This window comes from Streptomyces sp. WMMC940 (genome assembly GCF_027460265.1).
Lineage (GTDB): Bacteria > Actinomycetota > Actinomycetes > Streptomycetales > Streptomycetaceae > Streptomyces.
On record NZ_JAPZBC010000001.1, the window covers coordinates 2,338,091 to 2,362,499 of the forward strand.

Annotated in this window: 20 protein-coding genes; 13 read left to right on the top strand and 7 right to left on the bottom strand. The window is 73.2% G+C overall.

Going from position 1 to position 24,409, the window contains the following annotated elements; genetic code table 11:
* Positions 1-22: 22 nt before the first annotated feature.
* Entirely contained in the window at positions 23-991 is a 969-nt protein-coding gene (locus O7595_RS10120) for an LLM class flavin-dependent oxidoreductase (protein ID WP_269728378.1), read from the top strand.
* An 87-nt stretch (positions 992-1,078) separates the two neighbouring features.
* On the opposite strand, the gene O7595_RS10125 is transcribed toward O7595_RS10120, so the two are convergent.
* The 5 genes from O7595_RS10125 to ku form a co-directional block, all read right to left on the bottom strand.
* Positions 1,079-1,258, bottom strand: coding sequence for a hypothetical protein (locus tag O7595_RS10125; RefSeq protein WP_269728379.1), 180 nt, complete (start codon positions 1,256-1,258; stop codon positions 1,079-1,081).
* Between the two features lie 56 nt (positions 1,259-1,314).
* A complete protein-coding gene (locus O7595_RS10130) occupies positions 1,315-2,211 on the bottom strand; it encodes a carbohydrate ABC transporter permease (RefSeq protein WP_269728380.1) in 897 nt (298 codons plus the stop codon).
* On the bottom strand, positions 2,211-3,221 hold the full coding sequence (locus O7595_RS10135) for a carbohydrate ABC transporter permease (protein ID WP_269728381.1): 1,011 nt from the start codon (positions 3,219-3,221) through the stop codon (positions 2,211-2,213). Before O7595_RS10135 ends, O7595_RS10130 begins: the two co-directional genes overlap by 1 nt.
* On the bottom strand, positions 3,218-4,480 hold the full coding sequence (locus tag O7595_RS10140) for an ABC transporter substrate-binding protein (protein ID WP_269728382.1): 1,263 nt from the start codon (positions 4,478-4,480) through the stop codon (positions 3,218-3,220). Before O7595_RS10140 ends, O7595_RS10135 begins: the two co-directional genes overlap by 4 nt.
* A 497-nt stretch (positions 4,481-4,977) precedes the next feature.
* The gene (ku, locus tag O7595_RS10145; protein ID WP_269728383.1) at positions 4,978-5,988 is read right to left on the bottom strand and encodes a non-homologous end joining protein Ku; all 1,011 of its coding nucleotides are present in this window, start codon (positions 5,986-5,988) and stop codon (positions 4,978-4,980) included.
* 49 nt (positions 5,989-6,037) lie between these two features.
* Here ku and ligD point away from each other — a divergent pair, with 49 nt between their 5' ends.
* The 8 genes from ligD to O7595_RS10185 all read left to right on the top strand — a co-directional run bounded on the left by ligD (position 6,038) and on the right by O7595_RS10185 (position 16,455).
* Complete coding sequence (gene ligD, locus O7595_RS10150) at positions 6,038-6,922, top strand: non-homologous end-joining DNA ligase (RefSeq protein WP_269728384.1); 885 nt, start codon at positions 6,038-6,040, stop codon at positions 6,920-6,922.
* Positions 6,923-6,951: 29 nt separating this feature from the next.
* Positions 6,952-7,851: an ATP-dependent DNA ligase gene (locus tag O7595_RS10155; protein WP_269732442.1), complete on the top strand. Its 900-nt coding sequence runs from the start codon at positions 6,952-6,954 to the stop codon at positions 7,849-7,851.
* A gap of 72 nt (positions 7,852-7,923) precedes the next feature.
* Complete coding sequence (locus O7595_RS10160) at positions 7,924-8,355, top strand: nuclear transport factor 2 family protein (protein ID WP_269728385.1); 432 nt, start codon at positions 7,924-7,926, stop codon at positions 8,353-8,355.
* Positions 8,356-8,861: 506 nt separating this feature from the next.
* Positions 8,862-10,892 (top strand): HEAT repeat domain-containing protein, encoded by a 2,031-nt coding sequence (locus O7595_RS10165; RefSeq protein WP_269728386.1) that lies wholly within the window; start codon positions 8,862-8,864, stop codon positions 10,890-10,892.
* A 367-nt stretch (positions 10,893-11,259) separates the two neighbouring features.
* Positions 11,260-11,964, top strand: a complete 705-nt coding sequence (locus O7595_RS10170) for a hypothetical protein (RefSeq protein WP_269728387.1) — start codon at positions 11,260-11,262, stop codon at positions 11,962-11,964.
* The gene (locus tag O7595_RS10175; protein ID WP_269728388.1) at positions 11,961-13,448 is read left to right on the top strand and encodes a sensor histidine kinase; all 1,488 of its coding nucleotides are present in this window, start codon (positions 11,961-11,963) and stop codon (positions 13,446-13,448) included. Before O7595_RS10170 ends, O7595_RS10175 begins: the two co-directional genes overlap by 4 nt.
* A 26-nt stretch (positions 13,449-13,474) precedes the next feature.
* On the top strand, positions 13,475-14,992 hold the full coding sequence (locus O7595_RS10180) for an FtsW/RodA/SpoVE family cell cycle protein (protein ID WP_269728389.1): 1,518 nt from the start codon (positions 13,475-13,477) through the stop codon (positions 14,990-14,992).
* Entirely contained in the window at positions 14,989-16,455 is a 1,467-nt protein-coding gene (locus O7595_RS10185) for a penicillin-binding transpeptidase domain-containing protein (RefSeq protein WP_269728390.1), read from the top strand. The genes O7595_RS10180 and O7595_RS10185 overlap by 4 nt, the downstream gene beginning before the upstream one ends.
* A 37-nt stretch (positions 16,456-16,492) precedes the next feature.
* On the opposite strand, the gene O7595_RS10190 is transcribed toward O7595_RS10185, so the two are convergent.
* Together O7595_RS10190 and O7595_RS10195 are read right to left on the bottom strand one after the other, a co-directional pair.
* Positions 16,493-17,101 carry a Uma2 family endonuclease gene (locus tag O7595_RS10190; protein ID WP_269728391.1) on the bottom strand — a complete coding sequence of 203 codons (609 nt, stop codon included), beginning with the start codon at positions 17,099-17,101 and terminating at the stop codon, positions 16,493-16,495.
* A 108-nt stretch (positions 17,102-17,209) separates the two neighbouring features.
* Positions 17,210-18,313 (bottom strand): ferritin-like domain-containing protein, encoded by a 1,104-nt coding sequence (locus O7595_RS10195; RefSeq protein ID WP_269728392.1) that lies wholly within the window; start codon positions 18,311-18,313, stop codon positions 17,210-17,212.
* A gap of 129 nt (positions 18,314-18,442) precedes the next feature.
* On the opposite strand from O7595_RS10195, the gene O7595_RS10200 reads away from it, so the two are divergent.
* The 4 genes from O7595_RS10200 to O7595_RS10215 all read left to right on the top strand — a co-directional run bounded on the left by O7595_RS10200 (position 18,443) and on the right by O7595_RS10215 (position 23,913).
* Positions 18,443-19,378 carry an AurF N-oxygenase family protein gene (locus O7595_RS10200; RefSeq protein WP_269728393.1) on the top strand — a complete coding sequence of 312 codons (936 nt, stop codon included), beginning with the start codon at positions 18,443-18,445 and terminating at the stop codon, positions 19,376-19,378.
* 259 nt (positions 19,379-19,637) lie between these two features.
* Positions 19,638-20,366: a TetR/AcrR family transcriptional regulator gene (locus O7595_RS10205; protein ID WP_269728394.1), complete on the top strand. Its 729-nt coding sequence runs from the start codon at positions 19,638-19,640 to the stop codon at positions 20,364-20,366.
* A 468-nt stretch (positions 20,367-20,834) separates the two neighbouring features.
* Entirely contained in the window at positions 20,835-21,110 is a 276-nt protein-coding gene (locus O7595_RS10210; protein WP_138053207.1) for a hypothetical protein, read from the top strand.
* A 40-nt stretch (positions 21,111-21,150) separates the two neighbouring features.
* Entirely contained in the window at positions 21,151-23,913 is a 2,763-nt protein-coding gene (locus O7595_RS10215; protein WP_269728395.1) for an outer membrane protein assembly factor BamB family protein, read from the top strand.
* Positions 23,914-24,409 lie beyond the last annotated feature (496 nt).

Here is a 24,409-nt window from a genome sequence, read left to right on the forward strand (position 1 = left end):
TAAAGGAAGGGATTCCACTCCGATGCGCCTCGGCCTCTACGTCAATCTCTATGCCGACAAGGCCGATCGGCCACGGATGGCCGACGCGGTGGAGCAGGTCCGCCTCGCCGAACAGGCCGGGTTCGCCTGGGTCGTGCTGGGCGAGCGCCATCTGCACCGGCCCGGTTACCACGAGGCGCTCACCTCCCTGGCCTATCTCGCCGCGCACACCGAGCGGATCGGGTTGGCGACGGCCGGGCTGATCGCGCCGGTCTACCAGCCGGTGTGGCTCGCCGAGACGCTGGCGCACATCGACGTCCTGTCGGGCGGCCGGCTCACCGCGGGGTTCGTCCTCGGCTACCGGCCCGAGGAGTTCGCCCTGTACGGCACCCGGCCGGAGCAGCGGGTGCCGCGCTTCGAGGAGTGCCTGGAGCTGCTCACCCGGCTGTGGACCGAGGACGAGGTGACGTTCGAGGGCCGTTGGACCCGGGTCGAGGGGGCGTACCTGTCGCCGCGGCCCGTGCAGGACCCGAGGCCCCGGATCTGGAACGGCGGCCGGGTGCCCGCCGCGCTGGAGCGCACGGCCCGGATGTGCGACGGCTGGACCACGTCCTTCAACGAGACGGACGAGGAACTGCCGGAGAAGATCCGCGCCTACCGGTCGTACCCGCAGGGTCCGGCCTCGCTGGGCGCCGAGGTCATCGTCTGCCGTGAGGGGTACGCGGCCGCCACCACCCAGCGGGCGCGGGCCGCGCTGGAGCGGCCGCTGCGGGGGCTGTACGACGCGTACGGCGACTGGAAGCGCACCTCGGCCGACGCGGCCCGCTATGCCCAGCAGTGGGACGACATCGCGGCCCGCTCGGTGATCGGCTCGCCCGGCGAGTGCCGGGAGCGGATCGGCCGTTACGCGGAGATGGGTGCGGACGGGCTGGTCCTGCGCGTACAGCCGCCCGGGATGCCACAGGCGGACGCACTACGGGCCATCGAGGCGTTCGGGGATCTCGGCGTCTGACCCGCGCAGCCGCGCCCGACGACGGAAGAGCCGCGTGCGACGGCGCACCGGACGGGCCGGTCCGGCGCGGTCACGGCCGGGAGCCGGTCAGCAGTGCGTCCGTGGTGCCGTGCAGATCCGCGTGCGGTCCGGCTCGTCCAGGTCGGCCGGCAGCACCCGGCGCAGTCCGGTGCGGGGACCGAGCAGGACGGCGCCCGAACCGCAGGCGATGCGGTTGTGCGCCCGGGCTCGGTGAGTGACGAGGCACCCGAGGTGACGCACCGTCATACGGGCACCGGGCCGGGACAGCGGGCGGCGGCCTCGGCGATCGTCGCCGGCGCGGGTCACGACTTGAGTCCGGAGGTGGCGATCGAGTCGGTGAGATAGCGCTGGAGCAGCCCGAAGACGAGCAGGCAGGGGATGACGGTGATGGTCGCTCCCGCCATGATCTGGTTGATCGCCACGTTCTCCCCCTCCAGGGTCGCGAGTCCGACGGTGAGGGTGCGCATCTCCTCCGACTGGCCGATGACCAGCGGCCAGAGGAAGTCGTTCCAGTGCCACAGGAAGACGAACACGCCCAGCGTGGCCAGCACGGGCCGGATCAGGGGCACCACGACCGTCGTGTAGATGCGCCATTCGGAGGCGCCGTCGATCTTCGCCGCCTCGAACAGCTCGTCGGGCAGTTGCACGATGAACTGGCGCATCAGGAACACGGCCTGCGAGTTCGCGAGCGTCGGCACGATCAGGCCCCAGTACGTGTCCACGCCGCCTAGTTCCGAGACGAGGATGTAGTACGGGATGAGGGTGGCCTGGAACGGCACCATCAGCGTAGCCAGGAACGACCAGAAGAGGACCTCCCGGCCGGGGAAGCGCTTCTTGGCGAAGGCGTAGCCGGCCATGGACGAGAACAGCAGGATGAGCAGCACCGACACCATCGAGTACACGAGCGAGTTGACGGCCCAGCGGGTGATGTCGGCGTTCTCCAGGACGTCCGTGAAGTTCGCGAGCGTGGCGCGGGTGACGTCGAAGGCGCCCGGGAGGGTCCGGCCGCCGGTGGGGGCGAACGCCACCAGCACCATGACGGCGAACGGCGTGACGGTCACGACGGCGACGAGGACGAGCAGCACGGGCAGTCCCAGCCGGGCCACCGGAGGCCGCGGGGCCCGCGCCGTCCCGGCCGGGGGCGCGGCCGAGGTCCCGGGGGCCGCGGACCGTTCGGCGGATGTGGAGGGGGTCGCCATCAGTCCGCATCCCTTCCGATGAGCCTCCGCTGGACGAGCGAGAAGACGAGGACGACGAGGAAGAGGACCAGGCCGACCGCGCTGGCGTAGCCGAAGTCGAAGAACTTGAAGCCGGAGTCGTAGAGGAAGTACACGAGCGAGTAGCTGGCGCGGACCGGGCCGCCTGCCGTCATGACGTACATGGCGTCGAAGACCTGGAAGCCGAGGATCGCCTCGATGACGAGGACGAAGAACAGCACCGGCCGCAGCAGGGGCACCGTCACCCAGCGGAAGCGCTGCCAGCCGCTCGCGCCGTCGATGGTGGCGGCCTCGGTGACCTCGCGCGGGATGGACTGGAGTCCGGCGAGCAGGATGAGCATGGAGTAGCCGAAGCCCTTCCACGCCGAGGCGGCGGCGATGGACGGCAGGACCAGGGACTCGCTGCCGAGGAAGTCGACGGGGCCGACGCCGAGGGCGCCGAGGGAGGCGTTGAGCAGTCCGTCCTGGACCTCGTAGATCCACTTCCAGATGACGGCGGCCAGCACGATGCTGGTGACGTACGGGAGGAAGAACAGCCCGCGGAAGAAGCCGCGCATCCAGAGCGTGCGGTGGAGCAGGACGGCGGTGCCGAGGGCGAGGGCGACGGTCATCGGCACGTACAGGACCGTGTAGACGGCGGTGACGCCGAGGCTCTCCCAGAACAGGTCGTCGCCGAGGAGCCGGGTGTAGTTCCCGGCCCCGATGAACGTCCACTCCCCGCTGAGCCGGTAGTTGGTGACGGAGAGGAACGCCGCTCCGAGCGTCGGCCCGAAGCGGAACACGAGGAACAGCATGAGCATCGGCGCCACGAAGGCGAGACCGGCGAGTGCCTCGCGCCGCCGCAGGATCCGGCTCCGTGACCCGGGGGCGGTGCGGCCGGGGCCGCTCCGGTCCCCCGGGCGGGTGGCCCTCGCACCGGGCGGTGGGCCGCTCGTTCCGGGCAGTCCGTCACCCTCGTCCGGGGCGATCTCGTCGGTGACGGTCCTTCTCAACGCTGACGCGCCAGCAGCTCGTCGGCCTCGGCGGCTGCCGCGTCCAGAGCCGCCTTGGGGCTCTTCTTCCCGGTCAGCGCGGCCTGGATCTCCGGGCTGATCAGCGCCATCAGCTGACGCGCCGCCGGATTCGGCTCACCCGGGTGGGTGTGGTTCAGCGCCTCCTGGTACTCCTTGGCGTAGGTGCTGTCGTTCGGGACCGTCACGTCGGTCCGCGGGGAGAAGAAGCCGCCGGCCTTGCCCATGGACTCGATCTGCGCCGGCTCGACCATGTAGGCGATGAACTTCTCGGCGCCCGTCACGTTCCCGGACCTGGCGTTGATGCCGAGCCCGCCGGGCATGCCGAAGCAGACCTGCTTGCCGGGCCCGGTGAGGGCTGGGCCGACGATCACGTTGCCCTTGCCCCACGCCTTCTCGGCCAGTACGGCGTCGGCGGGTGTGTTGGTGTAGCCCATGGCGACCTGCTGCTTGCCGAGCGCCTGGTCGGTGAAGAGGTTGGCGTTGTTCATGGCGGACCTCGGCACGGCCCCGCTCTTGTAGAGGTCGACGAGGAAGGACAGCGCCTCGACGCCCTCGGGGCCGTTGAAGGCGGCCTTCTTGCCGCCGTCGTCGAAGACCTTGCCGCCCGCCTGCCAGAGCAGCGGGTAGAAGCTCATGTTGAGCGAGGCCTCGTTGCTCGCGGAGTAGTCGAGCGTGGACGCGCCGGCCTGCTTCAGCTTCGGGGCCGCGGCCCTGATGGCGTCCCAGGTCGTGGGCGGCTCCGAGATGCCCGCCTTCTCCAGCAGCTTCCTGTTGTAGAGCGTGCTGGTGACGGTGTGGTAGATCGGGGCGGCGTAGACCTTGCCGTCCTGGCTCATGGCCTCCAGGGCACTCGGGCGGAAGGCGCTCCTGGCCTCCTGGATGGCCCGGTCGACCGGCTGGATCGCGCCGTTCGCCTGGTACTGCGGAATCTGGTCGGGCCCCAGCAGGACCACGTCCGGGCCCTTGCCGCTGCCGAAGGCGGTGGCGAGCTTCTGGTCGCGGTTCTCCCAGGGCAACTGCTCGATGCTGAGGTCGACGCCCTTCTCCTTCGCTTCGAACCCTCTCTCGATCCCGTCCCAGTACGCCGCATTGGCCTTCGGATCCATGATCACCGGGTACATCCACACGGTGACCTTCTTGGACTCGGCGCCGCTGTCGCCACCGCATCCGGCGACCGTGAGCGTGGTGAGCGTGAGCAGTGCGAGAGGAACGGTGGCGCGCTTGAACCCTGTCTTCATGGGGGCCTCCGGAAGCCCTGGGGACCTGGGGAAACGAGCGAAGAGCCCGGCACTTTCGGCCTGGGCCGAAAGTAGCCGGGCAGTTTTGGGCTGTCAATGCTCCCTCAACGCCTGCTCCGCGTGGGGGTGTTACGCATCGGCCGAAAGGCGTAGTGCGGACGCCGCGGCGGGGGTGGCCGCGGCCGAGCGCGTCGTTCTCCTGGAAGGGCAGTGCACCGCCGGGACCGGGGAGCGGGTCCGGAGCGGGAGCGGGAGGGCCCGGGAGCGGGAGGGCGCACGGTCCGGGTGACCGTGCCGGGCCCCCGCGCCGGAGCGTCCACAGCCGGGTGGCGGTCTCCTCGGCACCCGCACCCGGGACGAGCACCGGCCCCGGCGCCCCACCCGTAACCCGAAAGGGCGCACGGTCCGGGTGACCGTGCCGGATCGCCCGCACCTTGGACGAGCCGGTCCGGCACCCGTGGCCCGAGGCGGTGCCCCGGCCCGCCGCCACGGAGCTCTCAGGACGCGCGCTTCCTGGCGGCGGTCTTCTTCGCCGCCGTCTTCTTGGCCGAGGACTTCGAGGACGCCGTCTTCGACGACTTGGCCGCGGCCGTCTTCTTCGCCGCCGTCTTCTTCGCCGCCGGTCCGGCGGCCGTCTTCTTCGCCGCCTCCTTCGACGCGGCCTTCTTCGCCGCAGCCTTCTTGCGCGGCTTCAGCTCCGTGACCGGCGCGGAGACCTCCGCCGCCTCGTCACCGCGGGCCTCCTTCGCCGCCCGCACGCTGCTCTCCAGTGCGGCCATCAGGTCGATGACCTTGCCGCCGCCCGCCGGCGCGGGCTGGGGCTCCAGTTCGACGCCCTCCGCCTTCGCGGCGATCAGCTCCTCCACCGCCTGCCGGTAGTCGTCGTGCAGCGAGTCGAGGTCGACGTCGCCGAGCGTGTCCATCAGCGCGTCCGCCAGGTCGAGTTCCGCGTCGCGGATCGTGACGTCCGTTTCGGGTGCGACCCCCTCCGGCCGGCGTACCTCGTCGGGCCAGAGCAGACCGTGCATCGCGATCACGTCGTCGACGACGCGGAGCATGCCCAGTCGTTCCCGCCCCCGGAGGGCGAACTTGGCCAGTCCGACCTTCTTGCTCCGTTTGAGGGCTTCCCGCAGCAGCGTGTACGGCTTGGCCGCGGGCACGCCGTTCGCCGCGAGGTAGTACGCGCCGTCGATCTGGAGCGGATCGATCTCCGAGGCCGGGACGAAGGCGACGATGTCGATCGTCTTCGTGGTCGGCAGCGGCAGGGAGGCGAGGTCCTCGTCCGTGATGGGGATCATCGTCCCGTCCGCGTCCTCGTACGCCTTCCCGATCTCCGCCTGCGACACCTCCTGGTCGTCCAGCTCACAGACCTTGCGGTACCGGATGCGCCCGCCGTCCTGGGTGTGGATCTGACGGAAGGAGACCGAGCGGCTCTCCGTGGCGTTCACGAGCTTGATCGGAATGCTGACCAGCCCGAAGGAGATCGCACCGTTCCAGATGGATCGCACGTTTCATCCCTTTCATCCGATATATCGGGATTCATGGGATTCTCATCGTATGACGCCCATCACCGAGGTGGAGGGGCGGCGTCTGGCCCTCAGCAATCTGGAGAAGGTGCTCCATCCGGCCACCGGGACCACCAAGGGCGAGGTGCTGCACTACTACGCCACGATCGCGGACGCGATCCTCACGCATCTGCGCGGCCGGCCGCTGTCCTTCCTCCGCTATCCCGACGGCCCGGACGGCCAGTTGTTCTTCACCAAGAACCCGCCGCCCGGCACCCCCGACTGGGTGGAGGTCGCCGAGGTACCGCGCTCCTCCCGCGAGACCGGCGAGCAGGTCGTCGTCCGTGACCTGCCGTCCCTGATGTGGGCGGCGAACCTGGTCGTGGAGTTCCACACGCCCCAGTGGAAGGCGGACCGGCCGGCCTGGGCCGACCGGATGGTCCTCGACCTCGACCCAGGGGCTCCCGCCACCGTCGTGGAGTGCTGCGACGTGGCGCTGTGGCTGCGGGAGCGGCTGGCCGACGACGGTCTGGACGCGTACGCGAAGACCTCCGGCTCCAAGGGCCTGCACCTTCTGGTGCCACTGGAGCCGACCCCGTCCGACGAGGTCTCGGCATACGCCAAGGGCCTGGCCGTGGAGGCCGAGGCGGAGCTCGGGGAGCTGGTCGTGCACCGGATGGCGCGCGCCCTGCGGCCGGGCAAGGTCTTCGTCGACCACAGCCAGAACGCCGCGGCCAAGACCACCGCCACGCCCTACACCCTGCGCGCCCGCACCGAGCCGACCGTGTCCGCACCCGTCACCTGGGACGAGGTCGAGGGCTGCGGGTCGCCCGACGACCTGGTCCTCCGTCTGGGCGACGTCCCGGCGAGGCTCGACCGGTACGGGGACCTGCTCGCGCCCCTGGCCGACCCCGCCGCGGCGGGCGCGCTGCCGTGACCCCCGCCCGGGGGGCCCTGCGGCCCCCGATGAAGCCCGCGCTCGCCGAGCCGGTGGCCACGCTGCCGCGCGGTGAGGGGCTGGCGTACGAACCGAAGTTCGACGGCCACCGGATGCTGATCTTCAAGATCGACGGCACGGCCGTGCTCCAGGCCCGTTCGGGACGCATCGTGACCACCGCCTTCCCCGACCTCGCGGCGGCAGCGCTCGCCCTGCCGGACGACACCGTCCTGGACGGCGAGGTGGTCGTCTGGAGCGGAGGGCGGATCGACTTCGCCGCCGTGCAGCGCCGGGCGGCCGCCACCGCGGCGCGGGCCGGGCTCCTCGCCCGCCGGATGCCCGCGTCCTACGCCGCGTTCGACCTCCTCGCGGAGGCCGGCGAGGATCTCCGCCCCGCTCCGTACGAGCGGCGCAGGCAGCGGCTGACCGCTCTGCTCGACCCCCTCGGGCCACCCCTCCAGCCGGTGCCGATGACCACGGACCCCGAGGTCGCCGCGACCTGGTTCGAGACGCTGCCGGCGGCGGGGATCGAGGGGCTGGTGGTGAAGCACCTGGGCCGGCCGTACCGGGCCGGCGCCCGCGACTGGCGCAAACTCCGCCACACGGATGTGCACGACGCGGCGGTGACCGGCTTCACCGGCCCACCGGCCCGCCCGGCCGCACTGGTCCTGGTGCTCCCCGACGACGACACCCCGGTGGTGTCCAGCCCGCTGCCGCCCGCCCTGCGCTCCCGCGCGGGACGACTGCTCGCGGGCCGCGCGGCGGAGCACCGGGAGGGGGCGCCCCGGACGGCGACGGCGATCGGCATCGGCGAGGTGCCGTACAGCGCGGTGGAGCCCGGGCTGGTGGCCGAGGTCGAGCGGGGCACCACCCGGCACACCGTCGTCACGGTCCATCGGCTCCGGGACGACCTCGTCAATCAAGTTTGACCAAAGGCTCCGTCGGGGATACGATCTCCATTAGTCAAACTTGACTAGCTTCGCCTGCACGAAGGAGCGTGTGTGCCCCAGCTTCCCGACACCGGGTATCTCCCGACCCCCGACGAACTCGCCTCGATCCAGGCGTGGTTCACCGAGTACGACACGGCGGCAGCACGCCGCGACATCGAGCGGATGGCGGACATGGCCGTCTTCCCGCTCAATCTGGTCAGCGACGACTCCTCGGGCAGCGGCGCCGCCGCCCAGTGGGACCGCGAGCAGTTCGTCCGGACCATGACCCAGGTCATGGGGGACGGGTCCGAGGACATCGCCTTCGAGTCGGTGCGCACGCCCGTCTTCCTCGGACCGGCGATGGTGGTCGTCTTCACCGACTCCACCATGACGGCGGGCGACACGACCCAGCACCTGCGGTACGCGGACGTCCTGATCAAACGGGACGGGCGGTGGGCCTTCCAGACCATGCTGCAGAGCGGCTGGGGTGACAACCTGCGCTGAGCCGTCACGCCCGCACCGCACCGTCACGCCCGCGGCCGCATCGCCGGCTGCGGGCGCGCTCGTGCGCCCGGGTTCGGCCGGGGCGCACTCCTGCGTCCGTGCGCGGCTGCGGGCCCTACGCGCCCCCGGAGTTCGGGGGCGCCGGCACCCGCCGGACTGCCGACAGAAGGACGAGGGGGCGTGAACGCCCGTACGCACCCTCCGGCGTGACGCGCAGTCCTGCCCCTCCCCCACCTCCACCCCGCCCCACTCCACCGGCCACTCCACCGGCCGACTCCACCGGCCGACTCCACCGGCCGACTCCACCGGCCGACTCCACCGGCCGACTCCACCGGCCACGATGCCACTCACCTCGCCGGTCACCGTGGACCGGCGATGCCCCACGAGGCCGGCACACCCCGCTGCCCGTCCGACGAACGCGCTCATCCGGCTCACTTGCGCGGGGTGGGTTGTCGCCGTCCTGGTGCACACTCTCCCCAGGCATCCGGCTCACGGAAGGGAACGGCGTGTTCACGGGGATGGACGAGGTCGACTGGGCCTCGATGGGGCATGCGTACGGTCCGGCTGACGACGTACCGGGGCTGCTGAGGGCGCTCGCCTCCGCGGATCCGGCCGAGCGGGAGTCCGCGCTCGACGGGATGTACACCGCGGTGCACCACCAGGGCGACGTGTACGACTCCACGCTGGCCTGCATCCCCTTCCTCCTGGAACTCGTCGCCAGCCCCGAGGTGCAGGACCGCGGCGCCATCGTGGAGTTGCTGACCAGCATCGGCGGCATCGACCTCGACGACGACGAACTCGACCCGGAGGACGAGGAGTTCGAGGACGCCGCGAACTACGCGATGGCCGCCGCCGCGGTGGCCGCGGGGGCCGACGTCTTCGTCGGGCTGCTGGGCGATCCGGACGCCGGAGTCCGGCTCGCGGCGCCGTGCGCCCTCGCGATGCTCCACGGCGACCCGGCGCGGGTGCTGGCCCTCCTGAGGGACCGGCTGGAGGGGGAACGGGACACGGAGGTACGGCTCGCGCTCGTCGAGGCGGTCGGGCGGATCGCGCTGCGCCACGAGCCGCTGCGCGCCGAGTCGGTGAACTGGCTGACCACGCTGCTCGCCCCCCACCGGCCGCCCGGGTTGCGGCTGTCCGCGCTGACCCAGCTGGCACGCTGCGCGCCCGGCCTCCTGCCCGACGACGTGGCGTCGACGGCGACCGCGCTGCTGCGGGCCACGGACGAGGCCGCGGCCTGCTCCGCGGCCGGCTCCGGGCCGGGGGCGGGGTCCCGGGCAGAGGCGGCGGGAGGTGACGGCGGGCCGGGCGCACCCTGGGCCGACGACCTGCTGCGGACGCTCCACTCCGCGCTCGGTGACCGCGTCGACGACCGGATCGCGCTGCTCACCGGCCAGCTGACCAGTGCCGACCCTGACCAGCGCACGGACGCCGTGTGGATGTGCCACGGGCTGATCCGGGCCTGGCGCGGGCCGTACGACGAGGTGGTACGGCTCGTCGGCGCGCAGCTCGACGACCCCGATCCACTGCTGCACGGTGCGGCGGCCAGCCTCCTGGAGAGCCTCTTCGGGCTGGCGCTGCCCGCGGCCGACGCGCTCGCGGAGCGGGTGAGGACCGCGGACGGGGAACGGCCGGCGGACCGTCGCGCGCTCGTCGCCCTCGCCCGGCTCGGTGACGCGCGTGCCGTCCCGGCGCTCGCCCGCGCACTGGAGCAGCCTGATCCGCCGCGCGACGCGGCGTTCGCCGTGCCGTACCTCGGCGACCGGGCCGCGCCCCTCGTGCCGGTGCTGCGGCGGCGGCTCGGCGAGGTCGCCCTGGACGAGCAGCTCTACGACCGGGCGGCACCACTGCTGACCGGAATCGCCGGCGTGCGGGCGGCCGAGGCGCTGCCCGAGGTGCTGCGGGTGCTGCGCGGCGCACCTGCGCCGGGCGGCGAATGGGTGACCGAGGCGGCGCTGCGTGCCCTCACGACGTTCGGGACCGCTGCCCTTCCGGCGGCGCCGGAGCTCCGCGGGCTGCTCGGCGGCGCGTCCTCGCGCCCGTCCTCGTCGGTCGTCGCGGCCGCGGCGCGGGCGCTGTGGGCGGCGACGGGAGACGCGGCCGCGGTGCTGCCGGTGCTCCGCGAACTGCTCACGGCGGACGGTCCGGACGAGCGCCGCGCCGCCGCCGCGGCGCTCGGCGCGATCGGCCGCCCGGCGGCCGACGCGGCGCCCGCGCTCAGAGACCTGCTCGCCTCGCCGGAACGCTGGCTCCGGATGGACGCGGCGGTCGCGCTGTGGCGGGTCACCGGTGAGGCCCGGGAATCCCTGCCGGTGCTGCGGACCGCATGGGAGGAGAACCGCTACGGGCGGGTCGAGATCGCCGAGTGCCTCGCCGAGATGGGCCCCTCGGCGGGGCCGGCCGCGCCCCTGCTGCGTGCGGAGCTCGCACGGCCTCGGCGGCACAACGTGCTGGACGGGGGGTCCGGGAGCCACGACATCGAGCAGGACGAACGCCTGCTCACCCTCTGCCGCGCGGCACTGCGCCCTCGCGCCTGACGCCGCTCGCGCGGCCCACTCGCACCGGCGGCACGTGGCGTCACATCCGTGCCGACCCCCGGGACCGAGGCCGGGGCCGGTCCGGCTGCGGCGCGAGCGCCATCGCCGCCGGGGTCGGCACGGGCAGGCGGGACTCCTGACCGCCGGGGTGAGCCTCTGCGGCAAGGGCGCCGGGCCGGACACGGGGCAGCGGTGTACGGCGTCGCGGGCCGTGGGGCGCGTTGCGAATGCCCCGTCCGGCCGTGAGCGTCGGGGCCCGCACGGACGCGTCACCCCAAAACATCCACAGGCCCCCCGCAAAGGGCAAAAAGGACTTCCGTACCCTGGGGGACGGCCGCCTTCGAATCGACCCCTCCCAGGACTCCTGTTGCCACGCCATCGCACCCCCCGCCCCGCGCTCGCCGCCTTCGCCGCCGCCACCGCGCTGCTGCTCGCCGGCTGCGACGACGCGGGCGGACTGGAGAGCGCCGGGGCGACGCCGACCGCCGTCGGCCCGGTGCGGCTGTGGCCGGAACTGCCGGAGATATCCGCACCCCCGGTCGACTACGGCGAGAGCGACACGGAACACGTCCCCGGGGTCGCGGTTCCCGGCGGTGACGTCCACGCCGTGGACCCGGTCGCCGTCGTCCAGGCGGAGGTGGCCGCCCACCCGGGCCGGGTCACCGGCCCCGACGGGCTCTACGAGCAGACGGCTCGGCAGATCCGCGAGTGCCGGACGGAGCCGGCGAAGTGCCCCGTGCTGAAGCCGTACTACCGCGATCTCACCGGTGACGGGAAGGACGAGCTGATCGTCGGCATCACGATGCCCGAGCAGCAGACGGCGATCCGGGTGTACATGCCGGAGAAGGGCGGACTGACGCGCATCATGTCCGACGCGGAGGCGATCGTCAGCGTCGAGCTCGCCGGCCGGGACCTGATCCTGCGGGCCGTGTCCGCGGGCATTCCCGGCTATGAGTACCGCACGGCATGGTCCTGGGACGAGCAGCAGCGGGCGATGCTCCCCGCGCGCGACGAGATCGTCCGGGTCAAGCCGCCCCGGCCCGCACCCGAGTCGTCGGCGGACGCACGATGACCGGCACCACGCCGGTCCGCCGCAGACGGCCACGGCGCCGCCCGCGGCTGCGCAGGCCCGCCTGGACCGCCACGCTCACCTGGAAGGCCGCGGTCTTCATCACCGTGATGTGCTGCGCGCTGGCGGCGCTGCTCGGTGCTCTGGTGCATGTGTCGGTGACCCGCCAGACCGTGGACCAGGCCCGCGAGAAGGCGCTGTCGAGGCTGGAGGACGTGACCGAGGCGTACGAGGCGGGCGAGCCGATGGGACGGTACGGCGCCCTGGACCCGCAGGGGCTGCCGTCCGGACTGCGGGCGCTGGCGCTGCGCGGACAGCGCGGCACGGTGGTCTCGGACGTCGACGGCCGGCCGACGATGTGGGCCGCGGGCCCGGCGGACGGCCGCGCCCTGGCGGTGCGGATCGACTACACGCTGAGCGCGCGGACCATCATGGGCCTCGACCGGGCCATCGTCGGCTCCTCCGCGCTGGCGATCGGCGCGACGCTGCTGGCGGGAGCCTTCTCGGTGACCCGGGTGACCCGCCGGCTGCATCTGACCGCGCAGGTGGCTCGGCGGATCAGCGCGGGTGATCTGGACGCGCGCGTCAACGACCCCCGTACGAAGGACCCTGCGCGCTGCGAGGACGAGGTGGCCACGGTCTCCGGCGCGCTGGACACCATGGCCTCCACCCTCCAGGGCAAGCTGCTGAGCGAGCAGCGCTTCACCGCCGACGTGGCGCACGAGCTGCGCACCCCCCTGACGGGCCTGTCCGCCGCGGCTGAGCTGCTGCCGCCGGGGCGCCCGTCGGAGCTGGTGCAGGACCGGGTGCGCAGGATGCGGGCGCTGACGGAGGACCTGCTGGAGATATCGCGGCTCGACGCGGGCCGGGAGACGGTCGACCTCGACATCCATGAACTGGCGCCGCTGACCGAGCGGGTGGTGCGGATGGCGCGTTCCACCGGCTCGGAGACGGATCTGCTGGTCGTCCGCGCCACGAGCGTCGAGACGGACAAGCGACGGCTGGAACGGGTGCTCGGCAATCTGATCGCCAACGCGCACAAGCACGGTGCGGGGCCGGTGGTGGTGGCCGTGGACGGACCGGTGGTGTCGGTCCGGGACCACGGGGCGGGATATCCGGAGTACCTGCTGGAGCACGGGCCGCAGCGGTTCCGTACCGAGTCGGGCGGCAAGGGCCACGGTCTCGGTCTGACGATCGCGGTGGGCCAGGCGGCGGTGATAGGCGCGCGTCTGGAGTTCGTGAACGCTCCGGGGGGCGGGGCGCTCGCCCGGCTGACGCTGCCCGAGTACGTGCATCTCGCCGACCGCCCGGATGACGGCGCCACGGCCTCGCCCGAAACGTACGACGCATCCCCGGCGGCACCCGTCCCGGACGCCGGGTCGCGGGCCGCGCCCGATACGGACGGCGGCCCAGCGGCGGTCCCCGGCACGGATGCCGGCCCGGGCACCGACATGCAGCAAGCGAAGTCCACGGATAAGCGGACATAAGATCCCTGCTTGCTACGTTGCGTCGCATGACCGCAACGGCAGCGGAGGATCCCCCGCCCGAACGGCCCCGTCCGGCGCGACGGCGGGGCGTCGAGCTCTCGCTCCTCGTGTGCGCCGTCCTCATCTCCGTCCACGGCTATGCCGAGGTGGGTCTGGCCAGGAGCGGAGCCGTTCCGCCCGACGCCCTCGCCTACGGCGCGGGTCTCGGTCTGCTCGCGCTGCTCGCCCATCTCGCCGTGCGGCTGCGGGCGCCCTACGCTGACCCGCTGCTGCTGCCGATCGCGGTCCTCCTCAACGGTGTGGGTCTCGTCCTCATCTACCGCCTCGACCTGGAGACCCCGGCCGACCGCGCCGCCCCGGCCCAGCTGATCTGGTCCACCCTGGGCGTCGCGCTGTTCATCGCGGTCGTCGTACTGCTGCGGGACCACCGCGTGCTGCAGCGCTACGCCTACCTCTCCGTCGTCACCGCGCTCGCCCTGATGATCGTGCCGATCCTCTTCCCCGCGGTGAACGGCGCCCGGATCTGGATCCGGATCGGAGGTCTCTCGTTCCAGCCGGGCGAGTTCGCCAAGATCCTGCTGGCGGTGTTCTTCGCCGCGTACCTGGCCGCGAACCGCCATGCACTCGCCCACACGGGCCGCCGGATCGGGCCTCTGCGACTGCCCGCCGGCCGGGTGCTCGGTCCGGTCGTGGCCATCTGGCTGATCAGTGTGGTCGTGCTGGTGCTGGAGCGCGACCTCGGCACCTCGCTGCTGTTCTTCGGGCTCTTCGTGGTCATGCTCTACGTCGCCACGGGCCGGACCGGCTGGATCGTGGTGGGGTTGCTGCTCGCGGGCGTCGGGGCGTTCGCCGTCGGCACCCTGGAGCCGCACGTGCGCAGCCGGGTCGAGTCCTGGATCGATCCGTACGCGTCCATCGCGGCGGGCGACGGGCCGAGTCAGCTCGCCCAGTCGCTGTTCGCCTTCGCGTCGGGAGGAGTCCTGGGCACCGGCCTCGGCGCCGGGCACTCGATCCTGATCGGCTTCGCCGCCAAGTCCGACTTCATCCTGGCGACGGCCGGCGAGGAACTGGGGCTGGCCGGGCTGACGGCGCTCTTCCTGCTCTACACGCTCCTGGTGGCGCGGGGCTACCGCGCGGGACTCGATCTGCGCGACCCCTTCGGCAGGCTGCTCGCCGTGGGCCTCGCCGCGATCGTCGCCGTACAGGTCTTCGTCATCGCGGGCGGGGTGACGGGCCTCATCCCGCTGACCGGTATGGCCATGCCGTTCCTGGCGCAGGGAGGTTCGTCCGTCGTCACCAACTGGATCATCGTGGCGCTGCTGATCCGGCTGAGCGACTCGGCCCGTGAGCCGCACCCGGAACCGGTGGAGGCGGGGGTGATCGCACCCGCCGCGGCCCCGGGCGGCCCCGGAGGTCCGGCAGGCCCGGAGTATCCGGAGTATCCGGCAGGACGGACGCCGGCGGGTCCGGCGGAACCCCCGGGCCCGCCGGAGGCGGCCGGGCGGGCGGATCCGCCGGGACCCGCCGCGGAGGGCGCGCGATGACGCGGTACATCCGGCGCGCGGCGGCACTGAGCCTGTTCCTGCTCGCCGCGCTGTTCGTGAACGCCGTGCGCGTCCAGGTGCTGCAGGCCGACGGCCTCAACGGCAGCCCCGCGAACCGCCGATCGGCCATCGCGCGCTACGACGAACCGCGCGGGACCATCGTCGTCGGCGGCCGGCCGGTCACGGGCTCGAAGGACACCGGCGAGCAACTGCGGTACGAACGCACCTATCCGGACGGGCCCCTGTACGCGCCGGTCACCGGCTACTCCTCGCAGAAGTACGGCACGACCCTGCTCGAGCACGCGGAGGACGGGGTGCTGTCGGGCACCGACCCGATGCTCGCCCCGCTGCCGTTCTGGAACGAGTTCACCCGCTCCGAGCAGCCCGGTGGCAGGGTCCTGACCACGATCCGGCCGTCCATGCAGCAGGCCGCGTACCGGGGGCTCGACGGCAGGCGCGGGGCGGTCGCGGCGATCGAGCCGTCCACGGGGAGGATCCTGGCGCTCGTCAGCAGCCCCTCGTACGATCCCGCGCTGCTGTCCGGCAACAGCGCGGAGGTCACCGCGGCGTGGCGGCGGCTCAACGGGGCGGAGAGCCATCCGATGCTCAACCGGGCCATCCGGCAGACGTATCCGCCCGGCTCCACGTTCAAGATCGTGACGGCCGCGGCCGCGCTGGAGGCGCGGGTGGTCACGGACGCGGACGCCCCCACGGACACACCCGACCCGTTCGTCATCCCCGGAACCCGGACGACGCTGCCCAACCCCGTGCCGGGCTGCCGCAAGGCGTCCCTGGTGTACGCGATCAAGTGGTCGTGCAACACGGTGATGGCGAACCTGGGCGCGAAGGTGGGGCTGAAGGGGATGCTGGAGACGGCGGGCCGCTTCGGCTTCAACGACGAGTCGCTGCGGATCCCGTCCGGCGTGGCGGCGTCCAACTTCGACCGCCGCATGAGCGTGGACCAGCTGGCACTGTCGTCCATCGGTCAGTTCGACACCACGGCCACGCCCCTGCAGATGGCGATGGTCGCCGCGGCCGTCGCGAACGGCGGCGAGCTGGCCCACCCGTATCTGGTGGACCGCACGACCACCTGGGACGGGGACACGGTCAGGGAGACACCGCGCCGTTCCTACCGTCGAGCGATGTTCCCGGCGACCGCGCTGGAACTGCGGCGGATGATGGTCGAGGCGGCGGAGAGGGGCACGGGGACGCGAGCGCTCATCGACGGGGTGACCGTGGGCGGCAAGACGGGCACGGCGCAGCACGGCGTCGGCAACGCGGGCACGCCGTACGCCTGGTTCATCGCCTGGGCGCAGCACCCTGACGTGCCGCGCCCCGCCGTGGCGGTCGCGGTGGTCGTCGAGGACCCGGAGGCGGCGGGCGGCGAGATCAGCGGCGGCGGCGACGCGGCGCCGATCGCGCGGGCGGTGATGGTCGAGGCGCTGAAGCCGGCGAAGCCCTGAGCGACGGGCCCGGCGGCCCTGACCGGTGCGGGACCGCTCAGGCGCGGGGCCCCCGCTGGTTGATCGCGGTCAGGTCGATCTCGATGGGAAAAGGACGATCGACCTTGAGCGTCTGGTAGAAGATGTCGACCGGCACATACGCCGCGGTGGCCGGGTCGAGTTCGTACACGTACACCACGGGCAGCCCGTCGCTCTGCTCGACGCGCCAGAAATGCGGAACGCGGGCCTGGGCGTACTTGCGGGGCTTGACCTCACGATCGCGCTCCAGCGAGTCGGCCGAGACGACCTCGACGGCGAGGACGACGTCCTCGGGCATGAACCACGTCTGGCCGGGACCGGTGTCCGCCTCGACCGGAACCACGAGGACATCCGGCTCCGGCCGGTTCCGCCGGTCCAGTTTGATCGTCATCTCCCGGAGGGCCTCCAGGTGGTCCGGTGCCTGGTCCATGAGCGCGTTCTCCAGAAGACGCATGGCGCGCGAATGGAATCGGGTCTGCGGACTCATGAAGACGAGGCTCCCGTCGATCAACTCCGTGTGCGGAGGAAGGTTGGGAAGCCTGTCCAGGTCGTCCGCCGTCCAGCCGTCCGCCGGCGGGCGGGCCCACTCGTACTGGTCGTCCAACCCGTACTCGCGTGCGGCGCTCATGATCGCTCCCATGCGGCGGAGTCTGCCTGGTACGACCAGCGTACCCAGGCGGTTTCCCGGAGCATCGTCCGATCGGGTGATCGACGGCCGTGGCGCGAGCGGCCGCGCTCAGTCCGCCCCGTCCGCGATCGCCTCCTCCACCTCGGCCACCCGCTCCGCCTCCTCCGCCGCGAAGCGCTCCCGGTCCAGGCGCTCCGCGAGTTCCTCGTCCTGGGTCATCAGCAGATCGAGGTTGGAGTCGCCGAGTTCGAACACGCCCATGTCGACGTACGCTTTCTGGAGCCGTTCGCCCCAGAGCCCGATGTCCTTGACGCAGGGCACGATCCGGCTGAAGAGCAGCTTGCGGAAAAGGTGCAGGAACTCGGACTGCTCGGTGTACTCCTCGGCCTCCCGGCGCGGGATGCCGAAGTCCTCCAGGACCTCCAGCCCGCGGATCCGGTCCCGCATGAGGTAGCAGCCCTCGATGACGAACTCCTCGCGCTCGCGCAGCTCCGCGTCCGTGAGCTGCTCGTAGTAGTCGCGGAGCGCCATGCGCCCGAAGGCGACGTGCCGGGCCTCGTCCTGCATCACATAGGCCAGGATCTGCTGGGGAAGCGGCTTGTCGGTGGTGTCGCGGATCATGCCGAACGCGGCGAGCGCCAGGCCCTCGATGAGCACCTGCATGCCGAGGTACGGCATGTCCCAGCGGGAGTCGCGGAGGGTGTCGCCGAGCAGGCCCTGGAGGTTGTCGTTGATCGGGTACAGCATCCCGATCTTCTCGTGCAGGAAGCGCCCGTAGATCTCGGCGTGCCGGGCCTCGTCCATGACCTGGGTGGCGGAGTAGAACTTGGCGTCGAGGTCGGGAACGGACTCGACGATCCGCGCCGCGCACACCATCGCGCCCTGCTCCCCGTGCAGGAACTGGCTGAACTGCCAGGAGGAGTAGTGCCGGCGCAGATCGCCCTTGTCCTTCTCGGTCATCTTGGCCCAGTGGCGCGTTCCGTAGAGGCTGAGGGCCTCGTCGGGGGTGCCGAGGGGGTCGTACGGGTCGACCTCGAGATCCCAGTCGATGCGCTTGGCGCCGTCCCACTGCTTGTCCTTGCCCTTCTGGTAAAGGGCGAGCAGTCGGTCCCGGCCTGAGCCGTACTCCCAGCTGAAGCGGGCGGCGCCGGTGGCCGGGACGGACCAGACGGGATGCTGGGGCGGGCTGGTGTAGTGGTCATACGTCGACACGAAAGGCTCCCTCGCCTCGCACTGACGAACTGACGGTCTGTCGGCAGACTCACACGTTGGTAGACGAGCAGTCAACAAGTGCCGCACAGGGGATTGACGGGCTTACTGACGCGCAGTCTCATAATTGCCATGACGACTGCGACCGAACGCGATCTCACGCTCCTCCGCGATGCCCTCGGGCCCCTGCGGGACCGCGAACAGGTCGCCGCGCGCCTGCTCGAGTCCTCGGCCAAGCACTCCTTCGACCCCGACGAGGAGCTCGACTGGGACGCCCCGATCGAGGAGGGCAAGTGGTTCTGGCCGCCGGAGCTGGTGTCCCTCTACGACACCCCGCTGTGGCGGCGGATGTCCGAGGAGCAGCGGATGGACCTGGCCCGGCACGAAGCGGCGTCCCTCGCCTCGCTCGGCATCTGGTTCGAGATCATCCTGATGCAGCTGCTGGTGCGGCACATCTACGACAAGCCGGTGACCAGCAATCACGTGCGCTACGCCCTCACCGAGATAGCGGACGAGTGCCGCCACTCGATGATGTTCGCGAAGATGATTCAGAAGGGCGGAGCCCCCGCGTACCCGGTACCGCGGGTCTACCACAACCTCGCCCGCGTCCTGAAGACCGTCTCCACGACCCCGGGTTCCTTCGCGGCCACGCTGCTCGGCGAGGAGATCCTCGACTGGATGCAGCGCCTGACCTTCCCGGACGAGCGCGTCCAGACCCTGGTCCGCGGAGTGACGCGGATCCACGTGGTGGAGGAGGCGCGGCACGTGCGGTACGCGCGTGAGGAGCTGCGCCGCCAGATGGTGACCGCGCCGCGCTGGGAGCAGGAGTTCACCCGGCTCAGCTGCGGCGAGGCGGCCCGGGTCTTCTCCGTGTGCTTCATCAATCCCGAGGTCTACGAGAACGTCGGCCTGGACCGGCGCGAGGCCGTCGCCCAGGTGAAGGCGAGCGGACACCGCCGCGAGGTGATGCAGTCGGGCGCCAGGCGCCTCACGGACTTCCTCGACGACATCGGCGTCCTCCGGGGCCCGGGCCGCCGGCTGTGGAAGAGCTCGGGGCTCCTCGCCTGAGGGCGGCCTGGCGCCGGGGGCCCGGGCACGGTGCGCCGCGGGGCGGCAGCGGGCGCGGGGCGGAACGGTGCGCCGCGGGGCGGAAACAGGCGGGCGGAAACGGGCGGGCGGAAGCGGGCGCGGTCCGGCGCGCGGTCCCTCGCCCGGAAGCGGCCTACCCGTCGGGCGCAAGCGGCCCTCCCGGGCCACACCCGGCCGGACTCCGGCCACCGGTCCGGACGGCACCCCGGCTGCGGGAACCGGCGGTTAGGCTGCCCGTATGACCTCCAGTGCTCCCGCGACGCGCGCGTACCGGCGCCTGAGTGTGGAGGAGCGGCGTGACCAGCTCCTCCGCGCCGCCCTCACGCTGTTCGCACACCGGGCGCCGGAGGACGTGTCGCTCGACGACGTGGCCGAGACCGCCGGGGTGTCCCGGCCGCTCGTGTACCGGTACTTCCCCGGCGGCAAGCAGCAGTTGTACGAGGCCGCGCTGCGCAGCTCGGCCGACGCGCTCGTGCTGTGCTTCGCGGAACCGCCCACCGGGCCGCCGACCGAACGACTGGGCCGGGTCCTGGACCGCTACCTCGACTTCGTCGACGAGCACGACGCCGGGTTCAGCGCGCTGATGCGCGGCGGGAGCGTCGCCGAGACGTCCCGGACCAGCGCGATCGTGGACGAGGTGCGGCGCGCGGCCGCCGAGCAGATCCTGGTCCACCTCGGCGTACCGGAACCCGGCGCGCGCGTGCGCATGATGGTGCGCACCTGGATCGCCGCGGTGGAGGCGGCCTCGCTGATCTGGCTGGACGAGGACAAGTGCCCGTCCGCCGGGGAGCTCCGGGACTGGCTCGTCGACCATCTCGTCGCCCTGCTCGCGGCGACCGCGGTCACGGACGAGGAGACCGCGGGCGTCGTCCGGGAACTGCTCGCCCTGGAGACCCGGTCCGGCCCGGTGGGGACGCTCGCCCGGCGCGTACTGCCCCTCGTGGGCGACGCGGGCCACCTGCTCTAGCGCCGGCCCGGCAGGGATTGCCGGGACGATCGCGGTGTCCGCTGCGGTGCCTCGCAGGGCGGAGGATCGATCGCCCTCGTACGGGACGTGCTCCGGATGGTGGGGCGACGCAGCGGGACGGTGTGCACCGGCTCACGCCCGAGCAGATCGTCGGCGCCGCCCTCGCCGAGGACGTGCACTGCGTGGGTCTGTCGATCCGGTCCGGCTCGCACGCCGAGCTCGTGCCGGAGGCGTCGCGAGGCGGTGCACCCGGCACGGGTGTCCGGCCGGTCCGGCGCGGGTCCCGGCCCCTCAGGCAGGGCTGTCCGGCCCCTCCGGCACGGGTTCCCGGCCCGTCCGGCACAGGTGTCCGGCCCGTCCGGCGCAGGTGTCCGGCCCGTCCGGCGCAGGTCGCGGGCCGGTCCTGCCACAGGGCCCGGGCCCTGCCCCGGGAGGGACGGGACGGCGCCCCTGCGCGAGACTGGACGGGTGAGAAGCGAGAACACCCCCTTCGTCGGCGGTCCGCTCGACGGGCGGGTCCTGCCCGTCCTGGTCGGCCCCACCGGCAACCCACCCCTCTGGTACGAGGTACCGGTGCCGGACGAGGACGGCGGCCCGCACACCGTGTACGCCTACCGCCGGGTCACCGCCGGGCACTCCAGGCGGCTCGGGCTGCCGCGCGGCTGGAAGTACGAGTACGCGCCGGAGGGGCGGGAGCGCCGCAGGCTCAACTGGCCCTGGTCGAAGCCGAAGCGGGCCGAATAGGATCAACGGCGTTCGACGACCCACGGGGGGAGCTTCGCCGATGGAGGCACTGCGGGAGGCGCTGCAGGACGGGGATCCGCGCCGAATCGGCCCGTACACGACGCTGGCGCGGTTCCGCGCGACCGCGAGCGCCGTCCAGTACGTGGGGCTCGACGAGGCGTCCGGCGGTGAACCGGTGCTCCTCTCCCTCGCCCGCGCGGAGCTCGCGGCGCTGCCGGCGTTCCGCTCGCGATTCTCGGCGGAGGCGCGCACCGCGGAGCGGCTGGCGGGAGGATGGGTCACCGCCCCCCTCGACCTGTCCACGGGCGGGTCCGCGCTGTGGACCGCGTACGCGTACGTGCCCGCCGTGACCCTCGACGAGGCGATCGTCCTCGCCGGGCCGCTCCCGGAGCGAGCCGTACGGACGCTGGGCGCTGCGCTCGCCGAGACCCTGTCCCGCGTCCACGCGACGGGCGCGGTGCTGCACGGTCTCGCCCCGGGGACCGTGCTGCTGGCCTCCGACGGGCCCCGGCTGTCGGCCTTCGGCGCCCTGGGGGCTGCCGCGCACGCCGAACCGGCCCCCGGCGGCGGGCTGACCGTGCGGCTGGGCTACCTCACCCCCGAGCAACTCGCCGGTGAGCCGCCCGGCACGGCCTCCGACCTCTTCGTCCTCGGCCTCCTCCTCGCCTACGCCGCCACCGGGACCACGCCGTTCCCGGACGGCCGGGCCATCGCCGGCGCCGCACCCGAACTGGACGGCGTTCCGGACGGGTTGCGCGACGTGGTGGCGTCATGCCTCGCCAAGTCCCCCGCCGACCGGCCGACCGCGGGGAGCGCCGCGGCGACGCTCGCCCTGGGAGGCGCGGCCGCGCCGGCGAAGGAGGGCTGGCTGCCGGAGCCGGTGCTCACGGCCCTGGCCGGTCAGGCCGATGCGGTGACCCGGCTCGCCCGGGGCGGCGGACCGGCCGTCCCGCGGGGCGCGGCGCCCGGCGTGCGGGCGCTGCCGCCCGGCGGCACGGCGGGCGCGGGGACGCCTCCCCCGCAGGACGCCGGCCCGAGCGAGCGGGCATCCACCACGGCACGGGACGACGCGACCGGCACCGCGTGTCCCGCGCGGGACACGGGCGGGAGCCGCCCCGCGCTGCCCGCGGTCCCGTCCGGCGACGCGACCGGCACCGGCCCGGACGGCACCGGCCCTGCCCCGCAGGATTCCCCGGGCGCGGGGCCCGAAGACGACCGCGGCCGGGGAATCCTGGCCCTCTCCCCCGCCGATGTGCGTCGCGTCGACAGGGTGACGGCGGCGCCGGCCGCTCCCCGGGGCCAGGGCGCCTCGGCGGATGCCGCGGCAGACCGGGCGGGCTCGTTCGCGCAGGGTGCCCTTCCGGTCGGCGAGCCCCGTCCTGCGGCCAACACGCCGGATGCCCCACCGGCCCACGGATCCGAGCCGGTCTCCGCCGCGCGGGGTGTCCGCCCTGCCCCGGCTCCCGACCCGGATCCTCCGGCACCGGAGGCGCACGCCGGATGGGCGGTCCGGCTCACGGACACGCCCCCTGCCGCGCCGGACGGCGGCGATTCGCCCAAGTCCGCCCTCACCGCATCGGTGCTCGCGGCCAAGGCGGGCGCTGAGCGGCGGGCGCTGGTTCTCGGAGCCGCCGCGGGCGCAGTCGGGCTGCTGGTCGGGGGTGGCGTCGGGGCCGCCCTCCGGGGCGGGGACGTGACGGCCCCCGTCCCCCGGCCCGGGCCGGCTCCCGCCGCGAAGCCGCTGGCCGGTGTGCCGCCGACGCCGCTGTGGGCGTACCGCCACGCGGGCGACGGCTCGGCGCAGGTCACCGCCTGGCGCGACCGGGTGCTGGTCGTGTCGGACGGCAGGGGCTGCACGGGTGTGGATCTGCGCACGGGCCGCCGGTTGTGGACCCAGCCCGCCGCCGCGAGCGCGGGACACCGCCCGGTGGTCGCGGGCGACGACCTCTTCGTCATCGCCGCCGCGCACTTCCTCTGGCTGTCGCCGCAGGACGGCACGGTCCGCCATCGGATCGCTGCGCCCGTGCAGGTCAGCGCGGTGACGGCCACCGAGGGACCGGTGGTCTGGTTCACGGGGACGGCGGGCGCCGGGACGTTCCTCGTCGCCTACGACGCCGTCGCCCGGAAGGAGCTGTGGCGCGCCCAGGTCCCGAACGGCCGCAGCCGGAACGCCGTCCCCCGGTACCAGGGCGTCGCGGTGCGCCCCGACGGACTCCTCGTACGGCAGGACGGCGGCTCGCTCACCCCGCAGCAGCAGAAGGCGAACAAGGGACGCGGGCTGTTCGCCCTCTACGACAGAACAGGCGGCAAGCGCCTGTGGGGCAGGTACTTCGGCACCGTCCACCAGAGCGCACCCGTCTTCGGCGACCCCGCGGGCCGGCTGTTCGCCCCGGCGGGACCGGATCTGCACGCCTACGACACCCGCAGCGGCAAGCAACTGTGGCGGGCCGTCGGCGCGGCGGGCGAGGGGAGCGTCCACGGCGGCACCCTCTTCGTGCCGACGGCCGGGCACCGGCTGTTCGCACTCGACGCGGCGTCCGGCGCCGCGCGGTGGACGCGGTCCACGGAGGCCGGCGGCGGGGGCGGTCAGCCGCGTGTGCTGCTGTCCGCCGGCGGGCGTACCGCGCTGGTCATGGAGTCCACGCAGGTCACGGCGTTCTCCACGGCCGACGGCACCCGGTTGTGGAAGTTCCAGGACGCGGGCGGCCCGGATCCGGTGACCGGCTACCGGGGTGTGGTGGCCGGTCGCACCGCCGTCGTGTGGCGCGACCGGGCCTTCTACGGACTGCCCCTCGGTCGCTGACGGACCGGGCGGGGCGGCCAGCCGACACGCCGCACTGCGGGCGGGACCGCCCGCAGCGGTGACGGTGTTGGTCCGGTCCGGCCACTCGGGCGGCCCTCGTACGGGCAGCGCCGCATCATCGCCGACGGAGTCCGTGGACAACCGGAGGTGATGACGTGTCGGACAGCATGCTGCGAGCCCGCCGCGTGGCGGCACTTGTCGCGATTGCGGCGCTCGGGGCCACCGGGTTCGGGCCGACCGCAACCGGACCCACGGCGGCCGGACCGAAGGCAGCCGGTCCCACGGGGTTCGGGCCGACCGCAACCGGACCCACGGCGGCAGGGGAAGCGGCCGCCGGAGGTGCGCCCGCTGCAAACCCCGCCGCACGTGAGCCGTCCGCGCCGGGGCCGTCCATGGGACCGGGTACGGGACCGGGTACGGGACCGGGTACGGCGCAGGTCGGTGACGGCACGGAGGCCGGCGCCACCGCACCCCTGCCCGGGGCACCCGGGAAACC

Bases quoted from the DNA above. Each gene is read 5' to 3' on its own strand.
- O7595_RS10190 (WP_269728391.1), bottom strand. From the start codon at position 17,101: ATGAGCGCCGCACGCGAGTACGGGTTGGACGACCAGTACGAGTGGGCC.
- O7595_RS10130 (WP_269728380.1), bottom strand. From the start codon at position 2,211: ATGGCGACCCCCTCCACATCCGCCGAACGGTCCGCGGCCCCCGGGACC.
- O7595_RS10200 (WP_269728393.1), top strand. From the start codon at position 18,443: ATGACGACTGCGACCGAACGCGATCTCACGCTCCTCCGCGATGCCCTC.
- O7595_RS10205 (WP_269728394.1), top strand. From the start codon at position 19,638: ATGACCTCCAGTGCTCCCGCGACGCGCGCGTACCGGCGCCTGAGTGTG.
- O7595_RS10215 (WP_269728395.1), top strand. From the start codon at position 21,151: ATGGAGGCACTGCGGGAGGCGCTGCAGGACGGGGATCCGCGCCGAATC.
- ligD (WP_269728384.1), top strand. From the start codon at position 6,038: ATGACGCCCATCACCGAGGTGGAGGGGCGGCGTCTGGCCCTCAGCAAT.
- O7595_RS10120 (WP_269728378.1), top strand. From the start codon at position 23: ATGCGCCTCGGCCTCTACGTCAATCTCTATGCCGACAAGGCCGATCGG.
- O7595_RS10175 (WP_269728388.1), top strand. From the start codon at position 11,961: ATGACCGGCACCACGCCGGTCCGCCGCAGACGGCCACGGCGCCGCCCG.
- O7595_RS10185 (WP_269728390.1), top strand. From the start codon at position 14,989: ATGACGCGGTACATCCGGCGCGCGGCGGCACTGAGCCTGTTCCTGCTC.
- O7595_RS10155 (WP_269732442.1), top strand. From the start codon at position 6,952: ATGAAGCCCGCGCTCGCCGAGCCGGTGGCCACGCTGCCGCGCGGTGAG.
- O7595_RS10140 (WP_269728382.1), bottom strand. From the start codon at position 4,480: ATGAAGACAGGGTTCAAGCGCGCCACCGTTCCTCTCGCACTGCTCACG.
- O7595_RS10125 (WP_269728379.1), bottom strand. From the start codon at position 1,258: ATGACGGTGCGTCACCTCGGGTGCCTCGTCACTCACCGAGCCCGGGCG.
- O7595_RS10180 (WP_269728389.1), top strand. From the start codon at position 13,475: ATGACCGCAACGGCAGCGGAGGATCCCCCGCCCGAACGGCCCCGTCCG.